The following is a 13,696-nucleotide window of genomic DNA, read 5'->3' on the forward strand; positions in this document are numbered from 1 at the left end:
AGCTGCCGAAGGCTGCGATCTTTTGACTTTGTTTTTTTAAAATCAAAAGCAAGATCAGAAGATCGCAGCCTGCGGCAGCTCCTACAGTTTTTGATCGGGCTTGTGTCAGCGGCGGCGCATCAGGCCGATGAAGAACAGGCCGCCGATGGCCGCGGTGGCAACGCCGATGGGCAGGTCTTCCGGCGCGATCAGGGTTCGCGCGGCCACATCGACCCACACCAGAAACAGGCTGCCGAGCAGTACGCAGGCCGGCAGCAGACGGCGATGTTCGGCACCCACCAGACGCCGGGCAATGTGCGGCACCATCAGCCCGACAAAGCCGATCGAGCCACTGATCGACACCAGCACTCCGGTCATCAACGAGGCGATCACAAACACCCGCAAACGCACCGCCCGGGCATTCAGGCCGAGGGTCACGGCGGTCTGCTCGCCAGCCATCAGTGCATTCAACGGGCGGGCCATGCCCAGCAGCAGACCGAGGCCGAGCAACACGCTCAGCGCGGGTATCGCCAGCAGCTCCCAACGCGCTAGGCCAAGGCCGCCGAGCATCCAGAACATCACCGCCGAGCTGGCGCGATGGTCGCCCATGAACAACAGCAGGTTGGCGATCGCCATCATCACGAACGACACCGCCACGCCGCACAGCAGCAAGCGGTCGCTGTCGAGTCGACCCTGCCGATTGGCGATGCCCAATACCAGAAACATGCTCAGCAATGCACCCATGAAGGCGGCAATCGGCAAGGTCAGCAGGCCAACGATTTCACCAATGTGCAGCACCACGATCACTGCGCCGAGGGTCGCGCCAGAGGTGACGCCGAGCAGGTGCGGATCGGCCAGTGGATTACGCGTCACCGCCTGCAGCACCGCGCCGATCAACGCGAGCCCGGCACCGACCAACGCCCCGAGCAGCATGCGCGGCACGCGGATCAGCCAGACGATGTGCTCCTGCCCGGCGCTCCAGCTCATCTCGCCGAAACCGAAGGCCTTGTGCAGCAGAATCCGCCACACCACCTCCACCGGCACCCGCGCCGGGCCAAAGCCGAGCGAGACCACGCACGACACCAGCAACACGGCGCCGAGGGCGATCAGCAACAAGGCGTAGCGACGGTCGATCATTCGCCGTGGAACCCCTTGGCCAGGGTTTCCACCGCCAGCACGTTATCGATCCCCGGCGTGGCCTGCACGTAAGGGATGACAATGAAGCGCTGGTTCTTGATCGCATCGACCGATTGCAGCGCCGGGTTCTTCAGCAGAAATTCGATCTTCTGCTCGGCAGTGATTTCGCTGTAGTCGACGATCACGATCACCTGCGGATTGCGTTCGACCACGGTCTCCCAGTTGACCCGGGTCCAGCTCGCGTCGACGTCATCGAGAATGTTGCGCCCACCCGCCGCATCGATCAGCGCCTGCGGCATGCCGAGTCGGCCGGAGGTCATGGCGCGGTCTTCGCCACTGTCGTAGAGGAACACACGCGGCTTGTCGGCGGGCAGGTCTTTACGGATCTCGGCGACCTGATTCTGCATGTCGGCGATCAGTGCGTTGGCGCGATCCTGTACGTCGAAAATCTTCCCGAGGTTGCGCAGGTCGTTGTAGGTGTCATCCAGCGTCGCCGCCGGACGCTTCATCACGAAGGCGCAGGACTCGGTCAGCTCATACACGTTGATGCCCAGTGGTTGCAGGGTCTGCGGGGTGAGATCACCGCCGACGCGCATGCCGTAATCCCAGCCGGCGAAGAAAAAGTCGACGTTGGCGTTGAGCAGGGTTTCCACCGACGGATATTTCGCGGCCAGCTCCGGCAAGCCGTCGAGCAGCGACTGCATCTGGGGCGTCACCGACTTCCAGCCGCTGACGCCGCTGTAGCCGGCCATGCGCGGTTTGAGGCCGAGGGCGAGCATCATCTGAGTCATGTTGATGTCGTGGCTGACCGCGTGCTTCGGCGCCTCGTTGAAGGTCACTTCGCGGTTGCAGCTATGGACGGTCAGCGGGTATTTGGTGGCTTCGGCCAAGGCCTGGGCACTGCACAATAGAAGAGCGACGCAAAGCAGGGAACGCACAGTCATGGTCGGGTTATCCAGGTGATTCGCGGGTAGCCGTGGAGGGGGTGGGAGTCGATCAACGCCTCGACGCCGAACACGTCGCGCAGCAACTCGGTGGTCAGTACTTCTGGCGGCGTGCCGCTGGCGACGATCCGGCCGTGATTGATCACGTACAGCCGGTCGCAGAACGCGGCGGCCAGGTTCAGGTCGTGGATGCTGGCGAGGGTGCCGATCTGCAGACGTTTGACCAGTTGCAGCAGTTCGAGCTGATAACGCGGGTCGAGGTGGTTGGTCGGCTCGTCGAGGATCAACAGTTGCGGTTGCTGGGTCAGGGCGCGGGCAAGGATCACCCGCTGCTTCTCACCGCCGGACAGGGTGGCGAACGCGTGGTCTTCGAAGCCGTCGAGGCCGACGGATTTGAGCGCTTGCGTCGCCAGATTGCGATCTTCCAGCGTGTCGCCATCGAACAGGCCTTTGTGCGGCGTGCGGCCCATGGCGACCACTTCTTCGACGGTCAGGCCAAAGGCATCGGGGAATTCCTGCAGAACCACGGCGATGCGTTTCGCGCACCAGCGCGAGGATTGCTTCCATACGTTGTGATGATCGAGTCTGACCTCACCGCTTTCCGGCTGACTGAAGCGATAAGCGCAGCGCAGCAGGCTGGTCTTGCCGCTGCCGTTGGGGCCGATCAGCCCGACAAACTCACCGGCGGCCACCTGCAACGAGGCATCACGCAGCTGGAACTGGTGATGGCAGTGGCCGTGGCCCAGGGGTGTCCAGGCAAGGTTGGCGAGATTTAGCGAGGTCATCAAATTCCTGAATTCATTACATCATTTGTGGTGAGGGGATTTATCCCCGATGGACCGCGCAGCGGTCCCAAAACCTGTAATCACGATTTGTCAGAAGACTGTATTCATCGGATTGCGACGGCTTCGCCGCCGATCGGGGATAAATCCCCTCACCACAGGAATGTTTGAGCTTTTAAAAGGTGTAATCAGCGGTGACGAAGAACGACCTCGGCTCGCCGAGGATCCATTGCTGGCCGTCATTGTATTGGCTTTGTGCGTACCGGCGGTCAAACAGATTGTTCAGCTGCAGGCCGAGCGTGGTGTTGCGCAAGGCTTGCCACGAAAGCGTCGCATCGACCACGGTGTAACTGGGCAGCTCGTTGCGGTTGGCCATGTCGGCGTAGCGCGCGTCGACATAACGCACGCCGGCGCCAGCCTTCAGATCATCGCTGAGGTTTTTATTGAGCCACAGATTGGCGGTTCGACGCGGTACATCCACCGGGCGATTGCCGTTGTACGACAGCGTCTGTCCGTTGAGCACTTCGGAGAAGTCATCGTACTTGGCCTTGACGATGGCGGCGTTGGCCTGCAGTTGCCAGGCGTGCGGCAGTTGCAGGTCGAGGCTGGCTTCAAGACCGTTGGACGATTGCTGACCGACTTGCTGCTTGAGCGTCGGGTTGCCCGGATCGTCGGTCAGCAGCTTCTTTTTGACGATGCGATAGGCCGCCAGGGTGAACTCGCCGCGTTGATCCCAGAACAACTGCTTCATGCCGACCTCGGTCTGGCGTGCCGTGGACAGGTCGTATTGCTGCTGACTCGGGCTCAGGGATATCAGGCCGCCAATGCCGTCGGTGCTGGTCGCGACCTGAGCGTAAAACGAAGTCTCGGGCGTCAGGGCAAACACCAGTCCAGCCTTCCAGTTATTGCCGGTCAGGGTCTTGTCGCTCTGGCTGTCGTCGACCAGGTTGTTGCGATCCACCTGTACATAGTCACGGCGCACGCCGGTCACCAGCGACCAGCGCTCGCTGAGTTGCGTGCGGTTTTCCGCAAACACTGACATCTGTCTGGTGGTGCTGTCGAACTGGTCGCGGTACGGGTTGGCGCTTTCGAAATAGCCCGGTTGCGGGTGATACAGATCCAGCGCCTGACCGTTCGGCAGCACATCGTTGAACGGCGAGTTGCTGTTGAGCTGGAAACGGATGCGGTTGTAATCGACGCCAGTCACGGTCTGGCTGTCGAGGCCGAACAGCGAGTGTTTGAAGGTGAAGGTCTGGCGGTCACCGACCTGTTCCTGTTGGTGGCCGATGCCGAAGTAGCCGCTGCGGCTGAGCTGTTGCGTGGCGGTGTCGAAGTTGTAGTTCTCGGCGTTCTGCCAGCGGCGCCGGGCCTTGAGGTAGTACAGCTCGTTGCTGGCACTGACCGCGTCGTTGATCTGCCAATCGGTGGTCAGGCGCGTCCACTGATCGTTGTAGTGCTGCTGGTCGTCGCGCACGTTGTAGTTCTTGTAGCGCAGACTGTCGCGCAATTGGCCGTTGATCAACGGCGTGCCGAAGTCGTTCTGCGGGCGCTGATCGCCGTAGTCGTGGGCGAGGGTGAAGGCCAGGTCGTCGGTGGCCTGCCAGCGCAGCGCGGCACTGATGAAGTCGCCGGAGGAATCACCGCGATCGACCCAGCCGTTGCTGCGCAGACGATTGAGATTGAGGCGATAGCTCAGGGTGTCGCTCAGCGAGCCGCCGCTGTCGAACGCCTGCTGTTGGCTGTCGTAGGAGCCGTAGCCGAGGCGCAAGTGGTTTTCGATGTCGCCCTCGAACGGTTTCTTCGGAATCACGTTGACCACCGCCCCGGTCGCGCCCTCGCCGTACAGCACCGAGGCCGGGCCGCGCAGCACGTCGACGCGCTGCACCGACCAGGTGTCGACCGGAAAGGTCACGGTGCCCATGCCGGTGTACATACGGTTGCCGTCATACAACTGCATCACTGAACTCTGTCCGGTAAAACCGCGTGCCTGCAACGAGGTGCCGCCATCGCCCGGGGTGCCGGTGCGGCTGATGCCGGTGCTGCGCGACACGGCGTCCTGCACGCTGCGATCGCCACGGGCGCGAACCTGCTCGCCGCTGAGGCTTTCGACGCTGGCCGGGGTTTCCAGGGCCGTCAGGTTCAGGCGCGAACCGGCGGAGGTCGGCGTGGTCAGGCTGACATTTTCTTCGTCAAGCGCAGGCGCGGTGATGGTGCCCGCGGGCAGCGTCAACGGCTGGCTGTCGGCGTTGGCGTTGTTCAGGGCGAACAGGCAGAGGCTGGACAAGAGGTACTTGTTCATCGGGGCGGTGAATCACTTCTTCAAAAGAAAGCCCGCAACTTTTGATCGCGGGCAGAGCGGCACACTTGCGTTATACAGTAACACTAAAATCTGCCGGAGTTTAAACCCCGGCAGTTTAAAGATCTGTCTGAAACGCGCATCTCGCCTGCTTCACGTTGAAGTTGAGGCAGATTCAGCTTGGCGGCCCAGACGCGACAACAGCAGGCGATCCAGCAGCCAGACCAGCACCAGCGAAGCGCCCACCAGCGGAAAGATCACGGCCAGAGCGAGCATGATCGCCACGCCGGTTTTCCATTTCGGCAGGTCATGGCGCAGCGGCGGCACGCCGAACTTGCCCTGCGGACGGCGCTTCCACCAGATCACCACACCGCTGACGGCGCTGAGCAGAATCATCAGGCAGATCAGCAGCACGACGATCTGGTTGAAGGTGCCGAACATCTTGCCCTCATGCAGCATCACACCGATTTCCGTGGCCCGTGCCACCGCGCCGTACTGCTCGAAACGCACATCGGCGAGGACCTTGCCGGTGTACTGATCGACATGCAGGGTCGCATCGTTACGCGGGTCGTCGGCGAACACGGCAATGGTGAATACCCCGGTCGCGGTGGTCGGCAGAGTGATGCTGTAGCCGGGTTCGACCTTGCGCTCAATGGCGATGTTCTGCACGTCTTGCAGGGTGATCGCGGGTGCGGCGGGACCGTGTTGCATGCCGCCGTGGGCCATGTGCTCGGCATGGTCACCGGACATCGGCATCGGCGTGTTTTCCATTGCCCATGGCACGGTCTGGCGCGCGGCGTTGTTGAGGCTGCCGGCCTCGACATCGGAGGTCGGCACGTTGTTCCACATCGCGGCCGGGAACACGTTCCAGACTTGGGCGTATTGCTTGCCCCAGAAGCCGGTCCAGGTCATGCCGCTGAGCAGCATCACCAGCAACAGTGCGGCGCCCCAGAATCCGGTGACGGCGTGCAGATCACGCCACAACACCCGACCGCGACTGTTCAGGCGTGGCCACAGAATTCCGGCGGCCTGCCCGCGCGGCCACCACAGGAACACTCCGGACACCACCAACACCACACCCCAACCGGCGGCGAGTTCGATCAAGCGGTCACCGAGCGTGCCGATCATCAATTCGCCGTGAATGGCGCGGGCGACGGCTTGCAGATTTTTCTTTGCATCCTGCTCGCCGAGGATGTCGCCGTGATACGGATCGATGAATACGTTGAGTTCATGACCTTCGTTCTTCACGACAAATTGCGCACTGCGTTCGGCGTTGGCCGGCGGTAGATATTGGGTGATTTGGCCCTGTGGATAAGCGCTCTTGACCCGTTGCAGCAGGTCATCGGCCGGCACCGTGTGATGCCCGGCCGGAACCTTGAGCAGGCTGCTGTACATCAGTGAGTCGAGTTGCGGTTTGAACAGGTAAACGATGCCCGTCAGGGCCAGCATCACCATGAACGGCGCGACGAATAATCCGGCATAGAAATGCCAGCGCCAGGCCAGGTTGTAGAAATTCGGTTTGGGCTTTTGCATCACGTTTGCTCCGCTTGGCGAATCGTTTTTAGATCAAAAGATCGCAGCCTTCGGCAGCTCCTACAGGATCTACGCGCTCCCATGCAGGAGGCTGCGATCTTTTGATTTTTTCTTGTCAGAAACTCATGTCGACCTTGGTCCAGAGCGTGCGCCCCGGCTCGTTAATCGCTTGCGGGTCGTTGGCCGGGTAGCCGAAACCGGCGTTGCCCGCCAGGTTCAGGTGCTCGGCGTAAGCCTTGCCGAACAGGTTGTCGACGCCGGTGCTGACCTTCCAGTTCTTGTTGATCCGGTAGGCGCCGTTGAGCGAGAACACGCCAAAGCCGCCGCTCTTGTCGTAGTCCTTGCCGACCACGTTGCCTTTGTTCTGGTCGATGCGGTTTTGCGCCGCGACCACGCGCCACAGCGCCCCGGCGCTCCAGTGGTCTTCGCTGTAGGTCAGGCCGAAGCGGGCATCCAGTGGCGGCATTTGCGGCAGGGCCTTGCCATCGCTGCTGTTCTTGCCCCAGGCGTACGCCAGGGTCGCGTCGGCTTTCCAGTTATCGGTGAGTTTGTAGGCGGCGCCGAGTTCGCCACCCATGATCCGTGCGTCGATGTTTTCCGCGCGCGAAGTGCTCATGCCCATCATCGTTGGCGTGTAGTCGAACAAGATGTAGTCGCGCACCACACCGACGTAGCCCGAGGCCCAGGCTTCGAGTTCGGCGGTCTTGTAGTTCACGCCAAAGTCGAACTGGGTGGTCTTCTCCGGCTTGATCGAGTCGAACGCATTCAGCGAACCGGCCGGGCCGGACTTCGGTGAAAACAGCTCCCAGTAATCCGGAAAGCGCTGCGCGTGACCGAGGCCGGCGTACAGCGTGGCCGGTGTGTCGGCCAGGTCATGCTCGTAGCGCACGAAACCGCTGGGCAGGGTGTCGGCGCGGGTCTCGTCGGCGGTCGGGTTTGGCCGGCTCATCATTCCCGAACCAATGCGCTGCCGGTAATCCTTGGCCGAAGCACGGTCAACCCGGGCGCCGGTAATCAGCCGATCGCGGTCGGCGGCGTACCAGGTCATTTCGCTGAACACGCCGTAGTTATGGAAATCGGCGTCCTTGGTGTAGGGCTGATCCTTGTAGGTGTCGATGCCCATGCCGCTGCGCTGGCGGTGTTCGTTGGTCTGCGCATCGAGGCCGGTGATCAGCTGGATGTCGGCCCAGCGCCAGGTCGCCTTGATCCGCGCGCCGAGGGTCCGACGGTCGACGTTGGAGGCCATGGGCCCGGCCATCATCCCGGTGCCGGACGGTGTGCGCAGGGTGTAGTTGTCCATCACGTGGTCGGCGTAGTTGTAGTAGACCTGTGCTTCGAGTTTCTCCAGCACGTCGGTGATGTTGGATTTTTCGAAGCGCAGGCCGAGGCTTTCGCGCAGGAACTGCGAACCGTCCATGCCGCGTCCGGCGTAGCGCGCTTCGCCATCGCCCTTGCCGGCGGTCAGCTCGATCAGGGTGTCGGCGTCCGGGGTCCAGCCGACGGCGATGTCACCGTTCCACTTGTCGTAGCGCGAGGCAACGATGTCGTTGTTGCCGTCGCGGTAGTCGTCGGAGTGCGCGGTGTTGCCGATCACCCGCACGTAGCCCAATGGCCCGCCGGCAGCAGCATCGACGACCTTGTCGAAGCGTCCGTTGGAGCCGGCCAGCACGCTGGCATTCACCCGCGTGCCGAGTTCGCCGAAGCTCTCCGGCTCACGGTCGAAGAGGATCGTGCCCGCCGATGCGCCCGGGCCCCAGAGTACGGTTTGCGGGCCTTTGATCACCGTGAGCTTGTCGTAGGTTTCCGGCGAGATGTAGGAGGTCGGTGCGTCCATGCGCCCCGGGCAGGCGCCGAGCAGCATGCTGCCGTTGGTGAGAATGTTCAGCCGCGAACCGAACATGCCGCGCAGCACCGGGTCGCCATTGGTGCCGCCGTTGCGCACCAGGGCGAAGCCGGGAATGGTCTTCAGGTAATCGCCGCCGTCGCTGGCCGGCACCGGTTGGCGCGGGTCCTTGGGGTTGGTGACGATGGTCAGCGGCGAGTTCGGGGCGATGGCCGTGATCACCGTCGGGCTCAATTCTTCGTTGTGCCCGGCGTGGTCATCGGCCAGCACCAGCGGCGACAGCAGGACGCCGCAAAGGACGGCGGTAGCGTGCGAGAAACGAATCCGCGATTCGTTCAAGGCGAAAGACGCTTGAGCAGTGCTCAAACGTGGAACAGCAGAAAACCTGGACATGACAATTTCCATCAAACAGTCGTAAACGACACGGCCGGCAGCCTGAAGCTGTCTTCTCAACCGTGTGCAATCAAAGGTGCGGTGTTTACGCTGTGACGGGCGGGGCGCGGGTGCGGGCGCCAGGGAAGAAGGTCTGCCGGGCATGGCCCAGACGCGGGGAGGATGGGACGAAGGTGTTGACGTGGGCGATGCTGAACGTGGCGAACGTGCCGCCACCGGTCAGCGCCGGGCAATTGAACAGCAGGCTGCAATAACCACACTTTTCCCACAGGGCGTGGTGCGAGGATTGCGGCGGACAGTGTTCGGCAGCCGGTTGTGCGCCGTGCGCGGCGTGATCCATACCCGGCATGGCCATGTCCATGCTCATCGGCATGGAACTCGAGGCGTGCTGATCCATCGGCATCGACTGAGAAATCAGCGGGCCGATGAAGATCATCAACATGGCGAACAGGGCGATCCAGCTACCGCGGGTCAGAGCCTGACTCTGGCGATGCTTGCTGGACGCCCCGGCGCGTTGCGGGCGCACGGGCGTGGTCAGCCGGATCGGTTACTGGGCGTGATCGTGTGCCTTGGTTTCCGGTGGTTTCTTCTGCACCGCGACTTCGACGGTCACGTTGCCGGCCTTCTCGAAATGCAGGGTCAGCGGGAAGCGTTTGCCGTCGCTGAGCAGGCTGCGGTCTTTCGGGTTGAGCAGCATCACGTGATAGGCCATCGGCGCGAACGTCACTTTGCCGCCGGCCGGGATCACCACGTTGGGCACTTGCTGCATTTTCATCAGATCGCCCTGCATCACGTGCTCGTGCAACTGAGCCTCGTCAGTGATCGGCGAGTCGACGCTGAGCAGACGGTCGTCGGTCTTGCCGGGATTACTGATCACAAAATAAGCGGCGACGGTTGGCGCGTTGGGCGGCAACTCCTGCGACCACGGGTGAGCGATTTCCAGCTCGCCGGCCTTGTATTCGTGGGCATGGGCGAAGCACGCCGGCAGCAACAGCGCAGCGATGACGAAGAGTTTGTTCAACATGGCAGTTCTCCAGAACGATTTGATACGCAGGTCAATTGCGAGAACAAATCAAACCAGAGGCGAGGCGCGGGGATTAAGGCTCGGCCATTGCTGGCGCGGTGTCGGTGTTTGCAACGAGGGCGGCGCCACGCTGCGATTGCTTTCGAAGCGGGCAAAATACAGCTGCGGCGCATGCCCCGGCAACGCCACCAGCGGCGCTGAACCCGAGCAGCACCAGCAATGCTGCATGTTGGAATGGCTGTCGTTGGACGGGGCTTTCTGCTCTGGGGCGCCGATGTTGATCGCCACCATCTTCGTCCCGCTGCCGGTGCAGAAACTGCTCCACAGCAATTGTTCGGCCGGTGAATTGGCCGCCTGCGCCAGCGCCCCGGTCATCGGCATGGCGAGCATGTTGAACAGCACTGCAAAGCAGGCGATCCAGGCAAATGCGAGCCGGTGTCGGTTCATGGGACAGATCCGTTGGGTGGGCGATCAGGCGCGGGCTATTTAGCCTGATCAGGGCCGATAAGTAAAAAAGCGTCGTGCGGTTTGGTGTCGCAGATCAATGGAAATGAGTGTAGCGGTGGAAATGTGCAACGCCAGACTCATCCGCCGATCCTGTAGGAGCTGACGAGTGGAACGAGGCTGCGAACTTTTGATCTGCTTTTTAACGTTCAGGATACGAGCTGTCAGGTCGCACGCCTTCGCGAGCAAGCCCGCGAAGGCGTATTCGGGATCTGCAACTGGCTAAAGCCGGGTGAAGGCGGCAAGGGCAGCGAGGACTTCTTCCGTCGTCAGAAACTCCCGATCAACCCCCGGCAACATCGGCCGCTTCAACACCAGCACCGGCACGCGCAACTCCCGCGCCACTTCCAGTTTCGGCTCGGTCGCGGTGCTGCCGCTGTTCTTGCTGATCAGGACATCGATCTGCCGGCGTTCGAACAGTGCGCGTTCTTCCTCAAGCAAAAACGGCCCACGGGCGCCGATCACTTCGCAGCGTTCGTTGCCGGGGTAGACGTCGAGGGCGCGCAGGGTCCAGAACTGGTTGGAGGGGATTTCATCGAGGTGTTGCAGCGGTTCGCGGCCGAGGGTGAACAGCGGGCGGCGGAATGGTTTGAGGGCTGCGGTCAGTTCGGCCCAGTCGCTGACTTCGCGCCAGTCATCGCCCGGTTGCGGCTGCCATGCGGGGCGGCGCAAGGCCCAGCAAGGGATGCCGGTCAGTTGCGCGGCGCGCGCGGCGTTGTGGCTGATTTGCGCGGCGTAGGGGTGGGTCGCGTCGAGCAGCAGGTCGATGCCTTCGTCGCGAATGAACTGCGCGAGCCCTTCGGCCCCGCCGTAGCCGCCGACACGTACCTGGCAGGTCAGGTCGGTCGGTACCCGGCCGACGCCGGCCAGGCTGTAGATGTGTTCTGGCCCCAACGTACGGGCGATGGCCAGGGCTTCGGTGACGCCGCCCAGCAACAGAATGCGCTTCATGCAAAACCTCCGGCGTGGCCGACAATGCCGCCCTGGCGATCAATCGCAAACACTTCGACCTGAACCTGCGCCGGCACCACGCTGCGGGCGAAAGTCAGCGCGTGGCGACAGACTTCATCGCCAAGGGCCACGCCTGCCGCACTGGCCATCGCCAAGGCCTGCTGACTGGTGTTCGCTTCACGAATACTTTGCTGCAACGCCTGATCGGCGCCAATCGCCGCCGCCCATTCGGCCAGTTGCGGCAGGTCGATGCTGGAATGGCGCGAGTGCAGATCCATGTGCCCGGCCGCCAGTTTGCTGATCTTGCCGAAGCCGCCGCACAGGCTGAGTTTATCCACAGGCACTTTGCGCAGATGCTTGAGCACCGCGCCGACAAAGTCGCCCATTTCGATCAAGGCGATTTCGGGCAGGTCGTAGACCCGGCGCATGGTGTCTTCGCTGGCGTTGCCGGTGCACGCAGCGATGTGCAGGTAACCATTGGTTTTGGCGACGTCGATGCCCTGATGGATCGAGGCAATGTACGCCGCACAGGAAAACGGCCGAACGATACCGCTGGTGCCGAGAATCGACAGCCCGCCGAGAATGCCCAGCCGTGGATTCATGGTTTTCAGCGCCAGCGCTTCGCCGCCCTCGACATTGACCGTGACCTCGAAGCCGCCGCCATAACCGCTTTCGGCGGCGAGCAGGCTCAAGTGATCGCTGATCATCTTGCGCGGCACCGGGTTGATTGCCGGCTCACCGACGCCGAGCACCAGCCCCGGCCGGGTCACGGTGCCGACACCTGCGCCCGCGACGAAGCGAATTCCCGGGTCGGCCAGCAGCCGCACGTGCGAATAGAGCAGCGCACCGTGGGTCACGTCGGGGTCGTCGCCGGCGTCCTTGATCGTTCCGGCCTCGGCGCCGTCGGCGGTCAAGCGGCAAAACTCCAGGCGCATCTGCACCTGCTTGCCCTTGGGCAGGACGATCTGCACCGCGTCCGCCGAGGTACCGTCGAGCAGCAGGCGCGCGGCGGCAAGGCTGGTGGCGGTGGCGCAGCTGCCAGTGGTCAGGCCGCTACGCAGCGGCGCGGGTTGTTCGGCGGTTTCGTCACGCATCGAGAGGTTTGACCAGATCGAGCAAGGTGATCGGCAGCGCCTGCCGCCACGTGTCGAACTCACCGAGCGGTTGCGCCTGGGCAACGTGGATTCGGGTCAGTTCGCCGCCATGGCGTTCGCGCCAGTTCATCAAGGTGACTTCGCTTTGCAGGGTCACGGCGTTGGCCACCAGTCGACCACCGGGTTTGAGTTGATCCCAGCAGGTTGCAAACACGCCCTCACGGGTCACGCCGCCGCCGATGAAGATCGCGTCGGGGCGCTCCAGCCCGGCGAGCGCCTGCGGTGCGCGGCCCCGCACCAATTGCAGACCGGGTACGCCCAACGCGTCGCGGTTGTGTTCGATCAAGGCCTGTCGGCCTTCGTCCGCCTCGATGGCAATGGCACGGCAGCTGGGGTGCGCGCGCATCCATTCGATGCCGATCGAGCCGCAACCGCCGCCAACATCCCACAGCAGTTCGCCGGGGATCGGCGCAAGGCGGGCGAGGGTGATGGCGCGGACATCGCGCTTGGTCAGTTGCCCATCGTGCTGGAATGCCGAGTCGGGCAGTCCGGCCAGACGCGACAGGCGCGGTGCGTGCGCATCGGCCAGGCATTCGATGGCGATCACATTCAGATCGGCAATCGCCGGGGCGCTCCAGTCATTGGCAGTGCTGTCGATGCGCCGCTCGGCGTCGCCGCCCAGGTGCTCCAGAACACTCAGGCGACTGCCGCCAAATCCGCGCTCGCGCAGCAGCGCCGCGACCGCCGCCGGACTTTGCCGGTCATTGCTCAGCAGCAACAGGCGTACGCCGCTGAACAGCTGCGCATTGAGTGCCGCCAAAGGTCGCGCGACCAGCGACAGTGTCACTACATCCTGCAACGGCCAGCCGAGCCGGGCGGCGGCCAGCGAACAGGAAGAGGGTGCCGGCAGGATCAGCATCTCGGCACTCGGCACCTGCCGCGCAAGACTGGCGCCGACGCCATAGAACATCGGATCACCGCTGGCCAGCACGCACACCGCCTCGCCGCGCTGCTCCAGTACCGGCGCGAGGGAAAACGGGCTTGGCCACAACGCGCGTTCACCGCGTATGCATACCGGCAGCAAGTCCAGTTGCCGCTGGCCGCCGATGATCCGCGAGGCGCCCATCAGGGCCCGCCGGGCATTTTTGCCCAGGCCCTTGAAGCCGTCTTCACCGATTCCCACAACCGTCAGCCAGGGTGTCATGCCGTTCCTTAA

The 13,696-nt window shown here is 63.0% G+C and carries 12 protein-coding genes; all 12 read right to left on the reverse strand.

The features are described from left to right. Positions 1-105 precede the first annotated feature (105 nt). The 12 genes from ACTJKS_RS08825 to cbiE all read right to left on the reverse strand — a co-directional run bounded on the left by ACTJKS_RS08825 (position 106) and on the right by cbiE (position 13,684). Entirely contained in the window at positions 106-1,116 is a 1,011-nt protein-coding gene (locus ACTJKS_RS08825) for a FecCD family ABC transporter permease (protein ID WP_108181543.1), read from the reverse strand. Next, positions 1,113-2,060, reverse strand: coding sequence for an ABC transporter substrate-binding protein (locus tag ACTJKS_RS08830; protein WP_041068194.1), 948 nt, complete (start codon positions 2,058-2,060; stop codon positions 1,113-1,115). The genes ACTJKS_RS08825 and ACTJKS_RS08830 overlap by 4 nt, the downstream gene beginning before the upstream one ends. After that, the gene (locus tag ACTJKS_RS08835) at positions 2,057-2,845 is read right to left on the reverse strand and encodes an ABC transporter ATP-binding protein (RefSeq protein WP_095667662.1); all 789 of its coding nucleotides are present in this window, start codon (positions 2,843-2,845) and stop codon (positions 2,057-2,059) included. The genes ACTJKS_RS08830 and ACTJKS_RS08835 overlap by 4 nt, the downstream gene beginning before the upstream one ends. Positions 2,846-3,017: 172 nt before the next feature. Then, a complete protein-coding gene (locus tag ACTJKS_RS08840) occupies positions 3,018-5,141 on the reverse strand; it encodes a TonB-dependent receptor (protein WP_198758554.1) in 2,124 nt (707 codons plus the stop codon). 150 nt (positions 5,142-5,291) lie between these two features. Beyond that, the gene (locus ACTJKS_RS08845; protein ID WP_108181546.1) at positions 5,292-6,671 is read right to left on the reverse strand and encodes a PepSY-associated TM helix domain-containing protein; all 1,380 of its coding nucleotides are present in this window, start codon (positions 6,669-6,671) and stop codon (positions 5,292-5,294) included. Between the two features lie 115 nt (positions 6,672-6,786). Then, entirely contained in the window at positions 6,787-8,907 is a 2,121-nt protein-coding gene (locus tag ACTJKS_RS08850) for a TonB-dependent copper receptor (RefSeq protein ID WP_262947772.1), read from the reverse strand. Positions 8,908-8,992: 85 nt separating this feature from the next. Beyond that, positions 8,993-9,433, reverse strand: coding sequence for a DUF2946 domain-containing protein (locus ACTJKS_RS08855; RefSeq protein WP_108181548.1), 441 nt, complete (start codon positions 9,431-9,433; stop codon positions 8,993-8,995). A 21-nt stretch (positions 9,434-9,454) separates the two neighbouring features. Next, complete coding sequence (locus ACTJKS_RS08860) at positions 9,455-9,931, reverse strand: copper chaperone PCu(A)C (protein ID WP_108181549.1); 477 nt, start codon at positions 9,929-9,931, stop codon at positions 9,455-9,457. A 48-nt stretch (positions 9,932-9,979) separates the two neighbouring features. Beyond that, complete coding sequence (locus ACTJKS_RS08865) at positions 9,980-10,378, reverse strand: DUF2946 domain-containing protein (RefSeq protein WP_108181550.1); 399 nt, start codon at positions 10,376-10,378, stop codon at positions 9,980-9,982. 279 nt (positions 10,379-10,657) lie between these two features. Next, a complete protein-coding gene (locus ACTJKS_RS08870; protein ID WP_108181551.1) occupies positions 10,658-11,386 on the reverse strand; it encodes a cobalt-precorrin-6A reductase in 729 nt (242 codons plus the stop codon). Next, complete coding sequence (locus ACTJKS_RS08875) at positions 11,383-12,480, reverse strand: cobalt-precorrin-5B (C(1))-methyltransferase (RefSeq protein WP_108181552.1); 1,098 nt, start codon at positions 12,478-12,480, stop codon at positions 11,383-11,385. The genes ACTJKS_RS08870 and ACTJKS_RS08875 overlap by 4 nt, the downstream gene beginning before the upstream one ends. After that, positions 12,473-13,684, reverse strand: a complete 1,212-nt coding sequence (gene cbiE, locus ACTJKS_RS08880) for a precorrin-6y C5,15-methyltransferase (decarboxylating) subunit CbiE (RefSeq protein ID WP_198758548.1) — start codon at positions 13,682-13,684, stop codon at positions 12,473-12,475. Before cbiE ends, ACTJKS_RS08875 begins: the two co-directional genes overlap by 8 nt. Between the last annotated feature and the right edge of the window lie 12 nt (positions 13,685-13,696).

Origin of the sequence: Pseudomonas sp. 22189, from assembly GCF_052045635.1 — a bacterium.
Classification (GTDB): domain Bacteria; phylum Pseudomonadota; class Gammaproteobacteria; order Pseudomonadales; family Pseudomonadaceae; genus Aquipseudomonas; species Aquipseudomonas parakoreensis.